We start from the raw sequence: 20638 nt of genomic DNA on the forward strand, positions 1-20638 counted from the left end.
TTTAGACTCGTCATCTCATTAATAACTAACCTGTATTACGCATACCTGCGGCAACACCAGCAATCGTCACCATAAGCGCTTGCTCAACTCGTGGATCGGCGTGCTCTTGCTGACGAGAACGATGCAATAGCTCGGCTTGTAATACGTTAAGTGGATCAGTATAGACATTACGTAGTGCAATAGACTCGGCAATCCAAGGTAAATCAGCCATCAAAGCTTCATCTTTAGAAACCGCCAGCACACTTTTAATATCTTCAGAAAGCTGATTACGCAACTTCAATCCTAAAGGCCACAAACGCTCATCAACCAAACGGTGATCATAATATTCCGCTAGCCATAAATCCGCTTTAGCGTATACCATTTCTAGCATTGCAATACGGGTATTAAAGAATGGCCACTGTTTCCACATTTCATCCAGAACCGCTTGTTTGCCTTCTTTTTCAATAACATGCTTCAACGCAGCTCCTGCGCCTAGCCATGCAGGTAACATAAGACGGTTTTGTGTCCATGCAAAAATCCATGGAATAGCACGTAACGTTTCAACACCACCGGTTGGGCGACGTTTTGCGGGCCTCGAACCCAATGGTAATTTCGCGAGTTCCAATTCAGGCGTTGCAGAACGGAAATAGGGAACAAAATCAGGTTGCTCACGAACATAGTCACGATACATATCACAAGATACATCAGACAAGGAATCCATCACCGATTTCCACTCATTCTTAGGCTCTGGTGGTGGTAATAAATTCGCTTCTAAAATCGCACTCGCATACATAGCAAGACTACTGATGGTAACTTGCGGTAGACCAAACTTAAAGCGGATCATCTCGCCCTGCTCAGTCACGCGTAAACCACCTTTGAGGCTTCCTGGCGGTTGAGATAGTAACGCTGAATGCGCAGGAGCACCACCACGACCAATGGTGCCACCACGTCCGTGGAATAAGGTTAATGTAACCCCTTCTTTTTCGCATAATTTAATCAATGCATCTTGTGCACGATACTGCGCCCAAGAAGCGGCCATCACGCCTGCATCTTTTGCAGAATCTGAATAACCAATCATCACCATTTGGCGATCGTCAATTAAGTCACGATACCAGTCGATGCTCAGCAATTTTTTCATCACACTTTCAGCATTATTTAAGTCATCCAGTGTTTCAAATAATGGCGCAACCGGTAATCTCACTGACGCGCCATTTTCTTTCAATAATAATTTTACGGCTAATACATCTGACGGGACTTTTGCCATTGAAATAACATAAGCGGCGACAGAGTCATTTTTTGATTTTGCAATAACACGACAGGTATCGAATACTTCTTGCGTTTCTTGGCTTGGCTGCCAATCTTGCGGTATTAATGGGCGAAGAGACTGTAGCTCAGCCAGTAGGAATTGTTGTTTTTCCTCTTCTGACCATTGTGCGTAATCGCCAAGTTCCAAATATTGTGTCAACTCTGAAAGTGCATCGGTGTGACGAGTGCTTTCTTGGCGTACATCAATGCGGACTAACTGTAACCCAAAGCTACGAATACGACGTAAGGTATCCAGCAATTGACCATTAGCAATGATCTTCATATTGCAGGCAATCAATGATTGATAGCATGCATATAGTGGGTCCCATAACTGTGCGTTATCCGTCAGTAAATCTACCGGTGGAAGTACTTGCTCGCCTTTGACTCGACGTTCTAAATATTCCAATGTTGAGAATAATTGACTACGCAAATTTTTGGCAATTTGACGATAAGGTTCATCGACATCATCGCCGCCAGCTAACGCACGCAGTTCTGGTGTGGCCTCTATCATCGATAGCTCAGAAACCAAAACTTGAATATCTTTCAAGAATAAATCAGCAGCTTTCCAGCGACTTAATAACAGAACTTCGCGGGTAACATCTGCCGTAACGTTTGGGTTACCATCACGGTCACCGCCCATCCACGAAGTAAAACGAATTGGGTTAGCTTCTACAGGTAAAACACGGCCAACGGATTCTTCTAGCTGTTCATTGAATTCACGTAAAAAGGCAGGAACGCCTTCCCACAATGAATTTTCGACCACAGCAAAACCCCATTTTGCTTCATCAATCGGGGTTGGACGAATTTTACGAATTTCATCGGTATGCCATGACTGGGCCACCAGTTGGCGCAAACGTCGCATAATGTTGTTGCGTTCATAATCGGCAATATCATCGTGATCGAGCTGAGCTAAGCAAGTATTTACTTCAACCAGTTTATGGATCAAGGTACGACGTGCAATTTCAGTTGGATGCGCCGTCAGCACTAATTCGATGGACAGCTGTTCAACCGCTTTATGAATATCGGCATCAGTAAAGTTTTTATCTTTTAATCGACTAAACAGTTTTTTTAGCGCCACAGGGTTACTTGCTGCTTCACCATGAGGTGAAATGCTATGATATTGCTCAGCAACGTTAGTCAAATTTAAAAACTGATTAAATGCCCTTGCGACTGGTAATAATTCATCGTTAGAGAGATTCTGCAAGGTGATAAGTAGTTGTTCTCGTTGAGCTTCATTACCTGCACGAGATGACTTAGACAGTTTACGAATAGATTCGACTTTATCGAGTATATCCTCACCTAAGGCTTCTTTAATTGTTTCGCCGAGTAGCTTACCCAGCATACTGACATTACTGCGCATTGCGGAATATTGCTGATTCATGGGACTCCTGACTTTGTGCTTCTGGCAGAATGCGATACCGAGTTATGTCACGGCTAACAAACTGCAACCAATTTCCTGTAACAAAATTTCAGCCGGCAGTGCTGGAGTTGTAGTTTTGTGATGCATGCCGCTAAATTTACCCTTAACACTATATTCATATCAGAAAAAAAACATTTTGGGGGATTTTTATGAAATTTAATTACAGTCTTATTTTTATTAATTTTTCTTATCTAAGTATTGTTTCAGCGCAATATATTGTCGATTCAGCACTTTTAAGACATGAATGTGGCTTAAGAATTAAATCATCAGAATAAAAAAATGGAAAAAAGAAAAATTCACTAAGAAATATAATCAGCATATTAATGCTGATGCAATGAATAAATATTAAATTACGCCTAAAATAATTCAAGATGCAAGTTAGTGGCAAATACTTGCTACAACCTGACATCTTGAAATATGTTAAATTTAATTTATAGCAATTGAGAAAGACGGTTTAGATCAGATTGAATAGCCCCTGCCGTAACGTCACGCCCTGCTCCTGGTCCGCGAATAACGAGTGGATTATCACGATACCAACGACTTTCAATCGCAAAAACATTATCGCCCGGTAATAAAGAAGCTAATGGATGCTCAGGTCTAACCGCTTCCACACCAACTTTAGCTTTACCTTTGACTGCATCAAAACGAGCGACATAACGCAATACCAGCCCCATTTCTTGAGCCGCTTCTAAGCGTTGCAACATCTGCTCGTTAATCACTGCGCTGTTTTCAAAAAAAGCATCTAACGAACCCGTGGCGGCTTGAGTAGGTACTAATGATTCAACACGAACTTCATCAGGTTCAATATCATAACCCGCTTCTCGCGCTAAAATAATCAGTTTACGCATGACATCTTGCCCAGATAAATCAATACGAGGATCTGGTTCTGTCAGCCCTTGCTGCCATGCTTGTTCGACGAGTTCACTAAAGGGTACCGAACCATCAAACTGTAAAAATAACCATGAAAGCGTACCTGAAAAAATACCGCTAATGGACAGTATCGCGTCACCACTTTCTTTTAGATCTCGCACAGCATAGTTTATAGGTAGACCAGCACCAACGGTGGCATTGTATAACCAATGGCTCGATGTTTTGGTAAAGGCATCACGAATTTGACGATACTGCTGAGTAGGCGCCGCCCCAGCAATTTTATTTGCGCTAATAACATGAAAACCATAGCTTGCAAAATCAACATAGCTATCAGCTAACGCATTGCTTGCCGTGACATCTAATACAATTAAATCGTCGTAAGGATGTGCACGCATCCATAAAAAAAGATTGTCATCTTCATGTTCAATGGCTTCATCATCAAAAAATGCGAGCGCTCGGCTTGGATCAATACCTTGATAATTCAATAAACTACGACGGCTATCAACGACACCCGCTAAAACAAAATCAAAATCACTACGAGCCGAAATATTGTGTTGCTCAGTCGTAAAGAGTTCTAACCAGCGAGCACCAATATTTCCTTTACCAAACAAAACTAACCCAATACGCTTTTCTGCACGAAATAAGCTTTGATGCATTCCTTGAATAAGATGCTCAGTCTGATTAGTACGCAAAACGGCAACTAAGCTAATACCTTCTTCCGAGTGCCAGATAAATTCAACTGGCTGACCTTTTAATTCTTCATAGAAACGATGACTATGTAGCGGTTTTTTACAGACACCAGCACCGACTAACGCCACTAATGAAAAACCTTCACGTAAAGAAAGTGTACCCGGTAATGCGGCTTCTTCGAGTACATTCAAGGCGCTTTCGACAATTTCAGAGGTATAGCACAATTGCAGAATTGATCTATCATGGTGAATACCCCGTGCAAGAGGACGCAATTGTACACGTTTTAATAATAAGTCGATGTCCTTACAAATTTGATTAAAATCGCGCCCAGTTGCAATACGTAATTCAATTAAACAGACATCATCATGGCTAGTCACAATTTTAGCACCAGCCCCTGAGGCTAAAACACGCTCAATCTTAGTTGAGCCCTGTTCTGGCTGATAGCTGCATCTAAGTTGTAAATCAATTTGACTCACAGAGACAGGTTGCAACGTGCGAGTGTGAAGCACTGGCGCTGCAAGGCGTGCTAGCTCGCTCGCTTCATCAAGGCGTAACAGCGGTAATAGACACGCATCCTTAACTTTTCGCGGATCTGCACTGTAAACCCCTGCCACATCACTCCAAATAGTGACTTTAGCAACATCAGCCAAAGCACCCACCTGAGTTGCAGAGTAATCACTTCCGTTACGCCCAAGCAATACCGTTTCACCTTTCTGGTTACGTGAAATAAAGCCCGTTACGACGATACGATGATTAGGATATTGCACTAATTGCTGCTGCAATAGGGGTCTTGATTGTAATTCATCAACTTGAGGTTGAGCAGCTCTCTCTGCACGTAAAAATGTACGTGCATCCAACCATGAGCTTGCTATATCTTGATGTTCTAACACGGCTGACATTAAGCGTGCAGACCAAATTTCACCATGCCCAACCACCTCTGCATAGGATGCGTCATTAATGGGTTTATCGAGCAAGGCACTTAAATGTTCTAAATCTTCAATGAATAATTTATTCAGCTGGGTCGCTTTTATCTCAGGTAATAATTCACTAATCAAATCTTGTTGATAACGACGCAACGATTGTTGAACCTGATGAGCCGATATGCGGTCACTTTGACTTAATTTCAGCCAGTTAATCAGCTGATTTGTTGTACTTCCTGCAGCGGAGACAACCATTAAATCACCGGGCTGACTATAGTTAGCCATAATAGCGGCAACTCGCTGATAACACTTAGCATCAGCTAAACTACTTCCCCCAAATTTATGTAACTGCCGGTGACAAGGTGTCACCTCAACCGCTGTTAGTACACTCATCAAAAAAACTCCGCTAACGTTGTGCTGCAACCTTAAATGCATGATTTAAATCTGCAATTAAATCCTGAGGATCTTCTAAGCCGACAGAAATACGCAGTAAACTATCAGTAATACCTGCGGCAAAGCGCGCTTCAGGTGACATGCCGGCATGTGTCATGGTTGCCGTATGCGATATCAATGTTTCGACACCACCTAATGATTCAGCCAATGTGAACAAGGTTAATGCACCAAGAAAACGGCGCAATTGTGGTTCATCGCCATCAAATTCAAAACTTAGCATTGCACCAAAACCTTTTTGCTGTTTAACCGCAATATCATGGCCTGCGTGATCTTCTAATTCAGGATAATACAATTTACGCACTAAAGGCTGAGCTTTAAGATATTTTACGATTTCATGGGCATTTTGTTGCTGTTGTAAAATACGAGGAGAAAGGGTACGAATTCCTCTTAACAACAAGTAACTATCAAATGCGCCACCCGTTACACCAATATTATTAGCCCACCACGCTAATTCTATTGCCCATTTCTCTTCTTTTGCAATCACTGCACCTGCAATAATATCTGAATGACCATTGAGATATTTTGTACAAGAATGCACAACAAAATCAGCCCCTAGCGCAATAGGTTGTTGTAAAATCGGACTAAGAAAGGTGTTATCCACGACCACTAACGCACCAGCCTCATGCGCTAACTGTGCAATATGTTGTATATCAAAAATACGCAATAATGGATTACTTGGCGTTTCGATGAGCACTAATTTAGGTTTTTTATCCAGTGCAGCCTGTAGTTCAACATCATTACTCTGATCCACAAATTGAACTTGATAAGCACCTTTTTGACTTTGGCTATTAAACAAACGATAGCTACCGCCATAGCAATCGTGGGGCGCGACAAGCAGATCCCCCGGCTGTAAAAAGACAGTACATAAAAGATGAATAGCAGACATTCCACTGTTCGTCATTACCGCTCCACTACCACCTTCCAGCTGCGCTAATGTTTTTTGTACAATATCACGTCCCGGATTACCTCTTCGTGAGTAATCATGAGCTCTCGGTTCATTAAAATCAGTAAAATTATAGGTACTGGATAAATAAATTGGCGGGACAACGCAGCCAAATTGCTGATCTTCATTTAATCCATTATGAATTGCGATAGTCGACGGTTGGTGTGCCATAAACGCTTCTCCTGATTGACGATAGCTCAAATCATACCCACTAGATGTTTGGACGTCAATATATCTAGACGTCTAAACCTCTTTACGTTTATATCAACTAATGAAATAATCAGCCCTAATTATTATGTGTAAATTGATTATCAATCACACAAAAAAACCTAGCTCATTCATTTCACAAATAAAATTGTGTTAAACTGAGTAAAGTGAATTCTAGCTTATGTGCTGAATTTGTACTGATTAGAGACTTATAACAAGTTTATCTGAAAAGTAATGCGCATATTATTTTTTATTATTAATGAATATATCCAAGGTAACTCATGGCTGAATGGAACGGTGAATATGTCAGTCCGTATGCTGAACATGGCAAAAAGAGTGAGCAGGTAAAAAAAATTACAGTATCAATCCCTTTAAAGGTACTGAAAATTTTAACCGATGAGCGCACTCGCCGTCAGATTAATAATCTACGTCATGCCACTAACAGTGAATTACTGTGTGAGGCGTTTTTGCATGCGTTCACCGGACAACCACTGCCAAATGATGAAGATTTACGCAAAGAGCGTAGTGATGAGATCCCAGAAGCGGCGAAAGATATCATGCGTGAGCTCGGTATTGACCCAGATACTTGGGAATACTAATCAGCTTCGTTATTTCGGTTGATCCCACTGATTTCGTGCCATCCCTTTATTTGCAAAGTCTTAAAACTGCGCGATTAAAGAGGTGGCATTAATCTTTAATACCCACGTATAGATTACTCCTATTTATTCCTCTTTCAGAATTCCCCTCAGGTTTTATCGCTTGTATTTATCTACACTCTGCGACATCAGTTGATAACCTCTGTTAGCAACAAAAACAATGAAGGATTATGCAATGAATAAATACAATGTGGCTTTTGTAAGCTTACTTGGTGGTGCTTTACTGATAACAGCAGGATGCGCATCCTCTCCTCGATATAGTCAGATCCAAGATCAAGATGTAGCCCAAGAATTATCAGAACCCGCGTCATCAGCAAAAAAACTAGGCACTAAATGGGGTGAAGATGTTGATTCGGCGGTCGTTACCGTTGCCGCAAGCCGCCTAACTGATAAACCTTATGACACTGCGGCCATTTACTATCGCGGTGAACGAGTACCAAGCAATGTCAGCACGTTATCCAAAGTTTCGTTATCGCCCGTCAATGTAAAAGTCGTAAATGAAAATGGAAGAACAATGCCTATGTATCGTAATAAACAAGGGCAATATATTCTGCCAGCTCAAGAAGGCCAACGTTATCAACTGATTATTGCGAATGCAGATAAAAATCGTACTTACGAAGTGGTTACAACAGTAGATGGTATTGATGTACTCAATGGCCGCGCAGGGTCTTATCAAAATAGTGGCTACTTAGTTCGCCCAAATAGTGAACTAACTATTGAAGGCTTTCGCAAAAATAGCGATCAAGTTGCCGCCTTCCGTTTTGCAGCGCCAGAAGAGTCTTATGTGAATCAAAATGTACAAGGTGATGAACGCAACATTGGTGTTATTGGTGTGGCAATCTTTGAAGTCCGTGAAGAGTTACCTGATTGTGAAGCTAACCCATTCCCTGCGGATAACGGCTATGCACCAGCCCCTTGTCGTAAACGCTAACTAAAATAATCGGTTACCGTATCAAAATCTAAACAAATTGAAATAAAAAAAACCTGCTCAACATTAAATTGAACAGGTTTTCTTAACCGCATTATTTGAACTTTATTGAGGAACATATTTATTACTAAGTGCAATATGTTGTTCGCGCAATACCGTTCAATGCATCAAAAAAGGGAAACCAAGTTCCCCTTTTTTTACAGGCTAAATTACTTCTTAGCGCCTGGGATGCTGAAACGCTGGTTGAAGCGATCAACACGACCACCTGAAGCTACATCACGTTGCTTACCAGTATAGAACGGGTGGCAGTTACCACAAACGTCTAGGTTCAGCGAGTGACCTGCTGTTGAATTAACTTTCATAACGTTACCGCAAGAACAAGTTGCAGTAATTTCTTCGTATTTAGGGTGAATACCTTTTTTCATGGGAAAACCTCTTTAAGGCCGTGCCGCCATTCCAGCCCTAACGCCGGACACCACACGTCGTGTTGATTGAATTTAATGTATTGGTAAGTTTAATATGCTTAAACAAATAAATCATACCAAAGGCGGCGGATCATACAGAAAATCTGTTTACCGCGCAATGAAAAACAAATACTTTTTGTGTTATTCTAATCAACTAATTGATATATCATCGTATAAAAAACAGACGGAAATCCAGTTATGATCGTCGTTCAGGTGGCTTTACCTGTTCCTTTGAATCGCACATTTGATTATCGCTTGCCCGATAATATGCCACTTCCTGTTATTGGAAGCCGCGTAATGGTGCCCTTTGGCAAACGCCAAGCACTGGGCATTGTTGTAAATCACAATGACAAAAGTGAATTTTCTGAGGATCAATTAAAAACCATCGACTCTACACTCGATTCACAAACACTGTTTCCCGATGACCTATGGCAACTGTTATTATGGTCTTCCCAATATTATCATTACCCTATTGGAGAAGTGCTCTTTCACGCATTACCAACACTCTTACGCCAAGGTAAAGCGGCCGAATTCACACCGATTTGGCAATGGCAAGTTACCCCGCAGGGTCTATCCGTTGATCTCAATGAGCTCAAACGATCGCCCAAACAACAGCAAGCACTCGCCATATTGCGTCGTCACCCTGTGTATCGCCACCAAATTAGCGAACTCGATATCAGTGACAGTGCCTTGCCGGCATTAAAGAAAAAAGAGTATGTCGAACTTCATCCCGTACAGCCAGTCACAGAAAGATGGCAACCGCAATTTGCGGTTTGCGGTGAACGACTTCGTTTGAATAGTGAACAAGCTACCGCCGTGGGAGCAATTCGTTCACAAGATAATGAATTTTCCCCTTGGCTATTAGCGGGTATTACGGGGTCAGGTAAAACAGAAATTTATCTGAGCGTATTAGAAAATGTGTTAGCTCAGGGCAAACAAGCCCTTGTCCTTGTGCCTGAAATTGGATTAACGCCACAAACCATTAGCCGTTTTCGTGAACGCTTTAATGCACCAGTTGATGTCTTACACTCGGCGCTAAATGACAGTGAACGTTTAGCCGTTTGGCTACGGGCTAAGCAAGGAACAAATGCCATTATTATCGGAACGCGTTCTGCATTGTTCACACCATTTGCTGATTTGGGCATTATTATTATCGATGAAGAGCACGATAGCTCTTATAAACAACAAGATGGCTGGCGCTACCATGCACGAGATCTGGCTGTTTTTCGTGCCAAAAAAGACAATATCCCCATTATTATGGGCACAGCAACACCCTCTTTAGAAACCTTATGTAATGTGCAACAAAACAAATATCGCCAATTAGACTTAACTATCCGAGCCGGAAATGCACGCCCTGCAACACAACATTTAATTGATTTAAAAGGACAACCCCTTAAACACGGTCTATCACATCTGCTAATTCAGCACATCAAAGCGCATTTAGCGAATAATAACCAAGTTATTTTATTTTTAAATCGACGAGGTTATTCTCCCGCCTTGATTTGTCACGAATGTGGATGGATAGCCGAATGTCAGCGTTGCGATCACTATTATACGCTCCATCAAAACTTTCATCAGTTGCGTTGCCACCATTGCGATAGCCAACGACCTGTTCCTCGACAGTGTCCAGAGTGCGGTTCCACGCACCTTGTGCCTGTGGGTATGGGAACAGAGCAACTTGAAGAGGGTATTTCAGAGCTGTTCCCTGATACGCCAGTAACCCGTATCGACCGTGACACCACCAGCCGTAAAGGTGAGCTCGAGCAGCATTTAAATGAAGTCCATGCAGGTGGCGCTCGAATTTTAATTGGCACCCAGATGCTTGCTAAAGGCCACCACTTTCCCGATGTGACATTAGTTGCATTATTAGATGTTGATGGTGCACTCTTTTCCAGTGACTTCAGAGCTGCGGAACGGTTTGCTCAATTATATGTGCAAGTTTCAGGTCGTGCTGGACGAGCAGGCAAACAAGGTGAAGTTTTTCTACAAACTCATCACCCTGAGCACCCATTATTGCTGACTTTACTTGAAAATGGCTATAACGCGTTTACGCATGAAGCCATGGAAGAGCGCCGCATTGCGATGTTGCCACCTTATACCAGTCATATATTAATCCGTTCAGAAGATCATAATAATCAGGATTCACGTAACTTTTTACAAAATGTTAGGCAATATATTTCTCAGCATCCACAAAGTGACTCGCGACTATGGATTTTAGGTCCTACGCCTTCGATTCAAGCCAAACGAGGGGGACGTTTTCGTTGGCAGCTATTATTACAGCACCCATCACGCGGATACCTTCAACAATTTATGGCTCAGCTTTTACCTGAATTACTCAAACAGCCTGAAAGTCGTAAAGTAAAATGGAATATTGATGTGGACCCAACTGATGGTTAATCATAATGTATTTAATATCAGTAATGTATAAAGTACTTAAGTGGTATCGACATATTGAGCGGGTATTATTGATAAATTAACGTATTTAGTTATTTTTTAAATTTGCTAAATTGATTAAATTTCACCCCACATAAATTTACCTTAAGTTTTTTCGCGTCAATTATTTTCAAAATTTGCGAAGCAGCTCTAAAAAATGACGTAAGTCACAAAATTTATGTAAACTAGGTAACAGATATTGTTGTGAAACCGATTAGAATGACCTCTAATCAGAAATAATGACGTGTTCGCGCCATTCATAAAAGCAATCGATTAAATAACCCTAAGGAAGGCGTTGTGGAAAATCAAACACACAATAACACAGCAACGATGAAAGATGTTGCAAGTGCAGCGGGTGTATCAACAGCAACAGTATCCAGAACATTAATGAACCCTGAAAAAGTTTCTCTGCAAACGCGTCAAAAAGTTGAGCAAGCTGTTATTGATGTTGGTTATTATCCACATAATCTGACCCGAAGCTTCAAACGCAATGAATCCAAAACAATTCTCGTGATCGTCCCCAATATTCGCGATCCTTTCTTTAGCGATGTGATCTGTGGGATTGAAGAGCTTGCGGCACAAGAAGGTTACTTTGTCTTAATTGGTGATTGCAAACATCAACAAAAACAAGAAAATGCTTTCATCAACTTGATTATCACTAAGCAAATCGATGGCATGATATTGTTAGGCTCTAATTTGCCATTTGATGTATCAACTGAAGAACAAAAAAATCTACCCCCTATCATTATGGCCAATGAGTTTGCGCCTGAGCTAAAACTTCCAACTGTACATATTGATAATTTAACAGCGGCATTTAATGCCACTCATTACCTTCAAAAACAAGGTCATAAACTCATTGCCTGTATTGCTGGGCCAGAAAATATGCCGCTGAGTCAATATCGTCTAGAAGGTTATAAAAAAGCCATGCTACGGACAGGTGAAAGACTGAGAGAGAATTATATTCTCAGAGCTGATTTCACCCACGAAGGTGGCGCTGAAGCGGTGAAAACGTTACTCTCACTTCCTCAACCACCAACGGCTATTTTTTGTCATAGTGACATCATGGCGATAGGGGCAATGTGGCAAGCAAAAAAAATGGGTTTAACCTTGCCAGATGACCTCTCCTTTGTAGGTTTCGATAATTTAGATCAAGCTAAATATACATTGCCTGCACTCACAACCATTAATCAGCCACGTACTGAAATTGGTCTTCAAGCAATGCAATTACTGCTTGAACAGATAAAAGGAAACGCTGTAATCGCAGGTTCACGCCTCCTAGATTCTGATTTAATCATCAGAGAGAGTACAAAAGCGCCTAAAAGCTAGGCAAAATCGTTCAGGTTAAGTAACATGTGAATCTAAATGACGACTAACGATTGATAAACTAGCGAATTAATAGCGTGGCACAAAAAGATTATGTAGCGCGAGGCCGAACATCTGCCCGCAAAAAAAGCAAAGGTAAATCGAAAAAAGCACAAGGACTGCCAATCACCACGTTGGTTGTTGCTGTTGCTATTGTCGGGCTATTTGTCGGCGGTTTATTTTATATCACCCACAATAAAAAAGACGCACCACAAACTAACAGTGCTGTGACTCCGCCACCAGCAGGTAGCACGCTACCACCAAAACCAGAAGAACGCTGGCGCTATATTAAAGAATTAGAGCGTCGTGGCGTTGATTCACCTAATATAGAACAGCCTAATACAAGTGGTGCGGGCAATATCATTCGCCAATCTGATTTAACACCAGAACAGCGCCAATTGCTTGAGCAGATAGATTCAGATAGACGTCAGCCGGTCACTAATCTGCAAGAGGTTCCATTTAATGGCAAGCCTGTACCGCGTTCTCAGGTCATTATCAATGAGCCGACTAAGCCTATTGAACCACCCGTTCAAAGAAAACCCCTGATTCCGAGTGAACCAAAACCAGAAACACGACCCGTTGCCCCTATTTCGCAAGCTGAACCTGAAAAAAAATCAGAACCAAAACCAATTAATAATATGCAAAATATGATGGTGCAATGTGGTTCATTCCGCACCGCTGATCAGGCTGAGTCTGTTCGGGCGACACTCGCTTTTGCAGGTATTGAAAGCCGTGTAGCCGCTGGTGGCGGTTGGCATCGTATCGTACTGGGCCCGTATTCTAAGTCAACCGCAGAAAAAATGCGTGACCGTGCAGCCGGTGTCGGTGTTTCTGGTTGTATTCTTCGCGCGTCAGGGGGTTGAAAAACTTCCTCCCCCACCCCATCTAATGATCTAACGTACTCATGTGTGGGTGTTTTTGTTCTCAATAAATTTCAAGTGATAGTTAATCAACAACTATCACTTGAAATCTCTCTCTTGAAAATCAAAACCAACCGTACTCTTTTGTCATAAAATCAGGGGCTAACTCATGACAACAATCGTAAGTGTTCGCCGTAATGGCCAGGTCGTTATTGGTGGTGATGGACAGGCGACGATGGGTAATACCGTCATGAAAGGCAATGTCCGCAAAGTCCGTCGCTTGTATAATGATAAAGTTATTGCAGGATTTGCCGGCGGCACCGCAGACGCATTTACGCTTTTTGAGCTATTCGAACGTAAACTCGAATTGCATCAAGGGCATTTAACAAAAGCAGCCGTTGAATTAGCCAAAGATTGGCGTACAGACCGTATGTTACGCAAACTTGAAGCGCTACTCGCTGTTGCTGATGAACATACATCGCTCATCATCACAGGTAATGGGGATGTCGTTCAGCCAGAGAATGACTTAATTGCCATAGGCTCGGGTGGTCCATATGCACAATCCGCAGCTCGTGCACTATTAGAAAATACAGATTTAAGTGCCAAAGAAATCGCTGAAAAAGCACTCGCCATTGCGGGTGATATCTGTATTTACACCAACCATAATGTCAACTTTGAAGAAATCACTTCAAAATCATAAGGATTGCTAGCATGTCCGAAATGACTCCACGCGAAATTGTCAGCGAACTCGACAATTATATTATTGGTCAAAACAAGGCCAAACGTTCTGTTGCTATCGCGCTACGTAACCGCTGGCGCCGTATGCAGTTGAATGAAGCATTACGCCATGAAGTGACACCAAAAAATATTTTGATGATTGGTCCTACTGGTGTAGGTAAAACAGAAATTGCACGTCGCCTTGCAAAACTTGCCAATGCACCGTTCATCAAAGTTGAAGCCACTAAATTTACTGAAGTAGGCTATGTCGGTAAAGAAGTTGATTCTATCATTCGTGATTTGACCGATTCCGCGATAAAAATGGTACGTCATCAATCTATCGAAAAAAATCGCTACCGTGCTGAAGAAATGGCAGAAGAGCGCATTCTTGATGTACTGATCCCGCCTGCAAAAAATAACTGGGGACAATCTGAGTCTGTTGATGAGCAATCACCAACTCGCCAAACTTTCCGTAAAAAATTACGTGAAGGTCAGTTAGACGACAAAGAAATTGAAATCGAAGTTTCAGCAAGCCCAATGGGTGTTGAAATCATGGCGCCTCCAGGCATGGAAGAGATGACCAACCAACTTCAATCAATGTTCCAAAATCTTGCAGGGCAAAAACAAAAACCACGCAAGATGAAAATCAAAGAAGCCTTCAAATTACTGATTGAAGAAGAAGCAGCGAAATTAGTCAATCCAGAAGAGCTAAAAGAGCAAGCCATCGAAGCGGTTGAGCAAAATGGTATCGTGTTTATCGATGAATTCGATAAAATCTGTAAACGTGGTGGTCAAAGCTCAGGACCTGATGTGTCTCGTGAAGGCGTACAACGTGACTTACTACCATTAATTGAAGGCTGCACAGTTTCAACGAAACATGGCATGGTAAAAACTGACCATATCCTGTTTATTGCGTCTGGCGCTTTCCAAGTTTCTAGCCCATCAGATTTGATCCCTGAATTACAAGGTCGTTTACCGATTCGTGTTGAGCTACAAGCACTCACGACTGAAGACTTTGTTCGCATTCTAACTGAACCGAGCGCTTCTTTGACCGAGCAATATAAAGCGCTGATGGCTACTGAAGGTGTGAATATTGAGTTCACTGAAGATGGAATTCGTAAAATTGCAGAATCCGCATGGCAAGTAAATGAATCCACTGAAAACATTGGTGCTCGCCGTCTTCACACTGTGTTAGAACGTTTAATGGAAGATATCTCTTTCGATGCAAGTGAAAGTAGTGGCCAGTCAATTCAAATTGACGCTAACTATGTGAAACAACACTTAGACGAATTAGTTGCAGACGAAGATCTGAGTAGATTTATTTTATAATCTTATTAATTATCCGGTTTTCATGTATCCTTAATAGACGTCATATAAAGTGCAGCAATAATTGCTGCACTTTTAACACTCTATATTCAATCCATCACACGAAAAACACCGATGTATTTCTCAGATGATGGGTTATTAAAATTATTAAGAACATTACCCTGAATAATTTAAGTTATCGCTAGACTGCAAATTAACGCAGCCAACAAAGCTGTAACTTGAACGATAAAGGGCATAAACCTGTGAAATGATTAAATGAGCTCATCACCAATTCCTATTAGCCGTAAACAGGCCTGGCTAGAAAGCTTGCGTCCCAAGACCCTTCCTCTCGGGGTTATTGCTATCATTACTGGCTCTGCACTGACCTATTTAACTGGCAACTTCAAATGGCCAGTCGCCCTTCTATCGATTATTACTGCTGGTTTGCTTCAAATTTTATCTAACCTTGCAAACGATTATGGGGATGCCATTAAAGGTTCCGATACGGCCGAACGCATCGGTCCTCTACGGGGTATGCAAAAAGGGGTAATTACCCAAGCAGATATGAAAAAAGCGCTAAAAATTAATATTATTGCCGCTTGTATCTCTGGCTTATTATTGATTTTTGTCGCTTGTGAAAAACCTGAAGATGCTATTGGCTTTTTAACGCTCGGTCTCATCGCTATCCTGGCAGCAATTACCTATACCGTTGGTAAAAAACCTTATGGTTATCTAGGTCTTGGAGACATCTCAGTCTTGGTTTTCTTTGGCTGGCTGAGTGTTATCGGCACTTTTTATCTGCAAGCTAATAGCTTCAATGTGATTACTATTTTACCCGCTACTGCTTGTGGACTACTTTCTGTCGCTGTTTTGAATATTAATAATATGCGCGATATCGAAAATGATATCAAAGCAGGAAAGAACACATTAGCGGTTCGCTTGGGTCCTCAAGGCGCAAGAATTTATCATACCATCATCATCCTTGCGGCCATTCTGTGCTTAGCCTTCTTCAATTTATTATATTTACAAGGTTGGAGTGGCTGGCTGTTTTTACTTGCCGTCCCGATGCTGATGAATCATATACGCCGAGTCCTGATGGACCCAACGCCTGAAGGTATGCGTCCAATGTTGGTCAATATGGTCAAAGCGGCATTATTGACTAACGTGCTTTTTTCTATTGGCGTTGTAATGAGTAAATAGTGATTCACAGATAGTCGTGAGCAAGTTGTACAATTATTTGCTGTTTTTTTGACTTTCCCACCTGTTTAGGGTGGGGAACTTTGCCAATCACTATTAAAAAGGGATATACTTAATTTCTCTTGCAGCAAAAAAAGATCTGAATCCTATGAAATATGATACTTCCGAACTCTGCGACATCTACCAAGAAAGCGTTAACGTGGTAGAACCTCTTTTTTCCAACTTTGGTGGACGTACTTCATTTGGCGGTCAAATTATTACAGTTAAATGCTTTGAAGATAATGGCATTCTGTATGATTTGCTGGAAGAAGACGGTAATGGTCGCATATTACTGGTTGATGGTGGCGGATCAGTCCGTAAGGCACTGATTGATGCTGAACTTGCAGAACTAGCGTTTAATAATAACTGGGAAGGTATTGTCGTCTACGGTGCAGTGCGTCAAGTCGATGCATTGATGGAACTAGACCTTGGTATCCAAGCTGTTGCTGCTGTCCCTGCTGGCTGCCCTGACGAAGGCGTCGGCGAAAGTGATATTCGTGTCAATTTTGGTAGTGTGACTTTCTTCTCTGGCGATTATCTGTACGCAGATAACACCGGTATGATTTTATCCGAAGAGCCACTTACTGCTCCCAACAGTGAAATTGACGAATTCGAAGATCCTATCAACGCATAATACGCATAGTCTCCTCAATAAATTCAATAAATAAGGGCAGATAGAATTCACTATCTGCCCTTATTTTTACAATTCAAAATACAAGCAGCCGGTAAACAAAGATAGCGAGCGGAACAGACAAAAGTCTGTAACTCAGGTTGCTGAACGCAGCCAACACTCCTGTAAATCAAAGTATGACGAGTAAATTAAACTTCTTCCATCTTACCTAACAAAGTGCGCAGGCGTTCTTGCCACACTTGTTGTTCTTGTTTGTACTGCTCATTTTCACGCACCAGTAACTCAGTACCTGATTTTGCATTCTCTAATTCTTGGTTCAATGAACCATTTTTACTTTTCAATTCATCGATTTCCATCTGCAATAGTGTGATGGTGTCGATCGCTTGTTGAACTTTTGACTCTAGTTTTTCAAATACTTCAAATGACATATTTTTAATCTCCCATATAAGCTTTTAACAGATTGTAAGTAGCATGATCCCCTGTGTCCAGTTCCTTACGTCTGATTCTATAGATTAGTGATTTAAAAACACTGGTCGGATCACATTGCAAAGGTCGATTACATCACTATTTATGGTTGTTTTCTTTCGCTTTAGTGATGTAACACACATTTTTCAATTTCGATATTTCTCGTTTATGTTCATTAACGATAAATTTACAGTATGGGTTTTCAATTAGAAAATCTTAACTCAGAAAAACATTACAATAATTTTAATTTCATTTTCAATTTTCGTAGGATAGAACATATGAGCCAAATGACCACGACTACCCTCACAGGTCAGTGCATTTCGGAATTCTTAGGTACTGCACTGCTAGTATTTTTCGGATTAGGCTGCGTTGCCGCAGTTAGAATTGCAGGGGCGCAGCTCGGCCTCTGGGAAATTAGTGTTATTTGGGGCTTTGGAGTTGCCCTAGCCGTTTACCTTACCGCCGCGACTTCCGGGGCTCACTTAAATCCGGCTGTCACACTTGCTTTATGGCTATTTGCCTGCTTTGATAAACGCAAGGTTATTCCTTACATTATTGCACAAATGCTAGGTGGTTTCTGCGCCGCAGCACTGGTTTATGCGATGTACTCACCTGTGTTCTTTGATTATGATCAGGTACACCATATTATTCGTGGTACACAAGAAAGCTTATTTACAGCAGGGGTATTCTCAACCTATCCAGCAGCACAAATTAGTGAGCTCCACGCATTCTTCATTGAGGTTGTCATTGCTGCTATTTTAGTTTGTCTGATTTTAGGTCTGACCGATGATGGTAATGGTGTTCCTCGTGGCCCATTAGCACCTTTATTAATTGGTATTTTAATCGCTGTTATTGGCGGTTCATTTGGCCCACTAACCGGATTCGCACTTAACCCTGCTCGTGACTTTGGTCCTAAAGTTGTCGCTTACCTTGCAGGATGGGGTGATATTGCACTAACTGGTGGACGAGAAATTCCTTACTTCCTGATACCGCTGACCGCTCCAATTGTTGGTGGACTGTTAGGCGCATTTGGATACCGCAAATTAATTGGCCGTCACTTACCTTGCATGGTTTGTGAATCAGAGATTGAAGAAAAAAAGCCATTAACTAAAAACGTATAATTATTACGGGAACAGGTTTAAATTATGACAACAGAAACTAATATCGTTAAAAAATATATTGTCGCTCTTGATCAAGGTACAACCAGTTCACGAGCTGTAGTGCTTGATCACGACGCAAATATTATTAGTATCTCTCAACGTGAGTTTACTCAAATTTATCCTAAGCCAGGCTGGGTCGAACATGACCCAATGGAAATTTGGGCATCACAAAGCTCAACACTCGTTGAAGTGCTTGCTAAAGCAGATATTCGTACTGATGAAGTCGCAAGTATCGGTATCACCAACCAACGTGAAACCACCATCGTATGGGAAAAAGAAACAGGTAAACCTGTTTATAATGCCATTGTATGGCAATGCCGTCGTACCGCTGATTTTTGTACTCATTTAAAACAAAATGATAAAGATTTAGAAGAGTATATTCGCCAAAATACAGGATTGGTTGTTGACCCTTATTTCTCTGGCACCAAAATTAAGTGGATTCTCGACAACGTAGAAGGCGCAAGAGAGCGTGCAGAGAAAGGCGAACTACTGTTTGGTACAGTTGACACTTGGTTAGTCTGGAAAATGACGCAAGGACGTGTTCACGTTACCGATTTCACTAACGCATCTCGTACTATGTTATTCAATATCCGCAATTTGGAATGGGATGACAAGATCTTAAAAGCACTGAATATTCCACGCGCTATGTTGCCAGAAGTTCGTCCATCATCTGAAGTTTATGGACAAACAAATATCGGAGGTAAAGGCGGCACACGTATCCCAATATCAGGTATTGCTGGTGACCAACAAGCCGCATTGTATGGTCAGCTCTGTGTGAAACCAGGGATGGCTAAAAATACCTATGGTACTGGCTGTTTCTTACTGATGAACACAGGAGAAACCGCTGTACGCTCTAATCATGGCCTTCTCACCACAATAGCTTGCGGTCCTCGAGGCGAAGTAAATTATGCCCTTGAAGGTGCTGTATTCGTGGGCGGTGCATCAATTCAATGGTTGCGTGATGAGCTCAAACTTATCGATGAAGCCACCGACTCTGAATATTTTGCAACTAAAGTAAAAGATAGTAATGGTGTTTATGTCGTACCTGCATTCACAGGTTTAGGTGCACCTTATTGGGACCCATATGCCCGTGGCGCAATTTTCGGATTAAGTCGTGGGGCTAACCGCAATCATATTATTCGTGCCACTCTTGAATCTATCGCTTATCAAACTCGCGATGTGCTAGATGCCATGCAAGCAGATGCAGGTGAACGATTAAAAGCATTGCGTGTTGATGGTGGTGCAGTTGCTAATAACTTCTTAATGCAATTCCAAGCTGATATTTTAGGTACAACGGTAGAACGTCCTGAAGTCCGCGAAAGTACGGCCTTAGGCGCAGCTTATCTTGCAGGTTTAGCTGTTGGTTTTTGGAGCAGCTTAGATGAGCTGCAAAGCAAGGCAACTATTGAGCGTGAATTTAAGCCAGGCATTGAAACTATAGAGCGCAATGTGAAGTATGAAGGTTGGAAAAAAGCCGTTGCTCGAGCGCAAGAATGGGAAGATCGCGCTTAAATATATTTTAAGCTAATCACTCTAAGGTCATATAATTTATATGGCCTTTTATTATTCACGATAGGATTAATTGTTTCTCCTAGTAAATTACCTTACAACTAATTATTTAATAAATGTAATCA

The 20638-nt window shown here is 41.6% G+C and carries 16 protein-coding genes; 11 read left to right on the plus strand and 5 right to left on the minus strand.

The annotated features are described in order from the left end of the window. Positions 1–25: 25 nt before the first annotated feature. The 3 genes from ppc to metB form a co-directional block, all read right to left on the minus strand. Positions 26–2665: a phosphoenolpyruvate carboxylase gene (gene ppc, locus AAZR93_RS16430; protein ID WP_434720440.1), complete on the minus strand. Its 2640-nt coding sequence runs from the start codon at positions 2663–2665 to the stop codon at positions 26–28. A 470-nt stretch (positions 2666–3135) separates the two neighbouring features. Then, positions 3136–5577 (minus strand): bifunctional aspartate kinase/homoserine dehydrogenase II, encoded by a 2442-nt coding sequence (locus tag AAZR93_RS16435; RefSeq protein ID WP_294105186.1) that lies wholly within the window; start codon positions 5575–5577, stop codon positions 3136–3138. Between the two features lie 13 nt (positions 5578–5590). Next, positions 5591–6751, minus strand: coding sequence for a cystathionine gamma-synthase (gene metB, locus AAZR93_RS16440; protein WP_294105185.1), 1161 nt, complete (start codon positions 6749–6751; stop codon positions 5591–5593). 317 nt (positions 6752–7068) lie between these two features. Between metB and metJ the strand changes: the two genes are divergently transcribed. After that, on the plus strand, positions 7069–7386 hold the full coding sequence (gene metJ, locus AAZR93_RS16445) for a met regulon transcriptional regulator MetJ (RefSeq protein WP_294105183.1): 318 nt from the start codon (positions 7069–7071) through the stop codon (positions 7384–7386). Between the two features lie 232 nt (positions 7387–7618). After that, entirely contained in the window at positions 7619–8374 is a 756-nt protein-coding gene (locus AAZR93_RS16450; RefSeq protein WP_434720441.1) for a hypothetical protein, read from the plus strand. A 206-nt stretch (positions 8375–8580) separates the two neighbouring features. Here AAZR93_RS16450 and rpmE read toward each other — a convergent pair whose 3' ends face one another. After that, positions 8581–8796: a 50S ribosomal protein L31 gene (gene rpmE, locus AAZR93_RS16455; RefSeq protein WP_068438214.1), complete on the minus strand. Its 216-nt coding sequence runs from the start codon at positions 8794–8796 to the stop codon at positions 8581–8583. 237 nt (positions 8797–9033) lie between these two features. On the opposite strand from rpmE, the gene priA reads away from it, so the two are divergent. The 7 genes from priA (at position 9034) to rraA (ending at position 17382) form a co-directional block, all read left to right on the plus strand. Then, complete coding sequence (gene priA, locus AAZR93_RS16460) at positions 9034–11232, plus strand: primosomal protein N' (protein WP_434720442.1); 2199 nt, start codon at positions 9034–9036, stop codon at positions 11230–11232. A gap of 333 nt (positions 11233–11565) precedes the next feature. After that, a complete protein-coding gene (gene cytR / locus AAZR93_RS16465; RefSeq protein WP_294105176.1) occupies positions 11566–12594 on the plus strand; it encodes a DNA-binding transcriptional regulator CytR in 1029 nt (342 codons plus the stop codon). Between the two features lie 74 nt (positions 12595–12668). After that, positions 12669–13493, plus strand: coding sequence for a cell division protein FtsN (gene ftsN, locus AAZR93_RS16470; protein ID WP_434720443.1), 825 nt, complete (start codon positions 12669–12671; stop codon positions 13491–13493). Positions 13494–13659: 166 nt separating this feature from the next. After that, entirely contained in the window at positions 13660–14190 is a 531-nt protein-coding gene (gene hslV, locus AAZR93_RS16475; protein WP_294105173.1) for an ATP-dependent protease subunit HslV, read from the plus strand. An 11-nt stretch (positions 14191–14201) separates the two neighbouring features. Continuing rightward, entirely contained in the window at positions 14202–15536 is a 1335-nt protein-coding gene (gene hslU, locus AAZR93_RS16480; RefSeq protein WP_294105171.1) for an HslU--HslV peptidase ATPase subunit, read from the plus strand. 252 nt (positions 15537–15788) lie between these two features. Further along, positions 15789–16712 (plus strand): 1,4-dihydroxy-2-naphthoate polyprenyltransferase, encoded by a 924-nt coding sequence (locus AAZR93_RS16485; RefSeq protein ID WP_294105170.1) that lies wholly within the window; start codon positions 15789–15791, stop codon positions 16710–16712. A 145-nt stretch (positions 16713–16857) separates the two neighbouring features. Continuing rightward, entirely contained in the window at positions 16858–17382 is a 525-nt protein-coding gene (rraA, locus tag AAZR93_RS16490; protein WP_294105169.1) for a ribonuclease E activity regulator RraA, read from the plus strand. A gap of 185 nt (positions 17383–17567) precedes the next feature. On the opposite strand, the gene zapB is transcribed toward rraA, so the two are convergent. Continuing rightward, positions 17568–17807, minus strand: a complete 240-nt coding sequence (zapB, locus tag AAZR93_RS16495; RefSeq protein ID WP_294105166.1) for a cell division protein ZapB — start codon at positions 17805–17807, stop codon at positions 17568–17570. Between the two features lie 315 nt (positions 17808–18122). Here zapB and AAZR93_RS16500 point away from each other — a divergent pair, with 315 nt between their 5' ends. Then, positions 18123–18965 (plus strand): MIP/aquaporin family protein, encoded by an 843-nt coding sequence (locus AAZR93_RS16500; RefSeq protein ID WP_294105164.1) that lies wholly within the window; start codon positions 18123–18125, stop codon positions 18963–18965. A 24-nt stretch (positions 18966–18989) separates the two neighbouring features. Continuing rightward, entirely contained in the window at positions 18990–20516 is a 1527-nt protein-coding gene (glpK, locus tag AAZR93_RS16505; RefSeq protein ID WP_434720444.1) for a glycerol kinase GlpK, read from the plus strand. Positions 20517–20638: the final 122 nt, after the last annotated feature.

Source organism: Providencia sp. Je.9.19 (genome assembly GCF_051129765.1).
Classification (GTDB): domain Bacteria; phylum Pseudomonadota; class Gammaproteobacteria; order Enterobacterales; family Enterobacteriaceae; genus Providencia.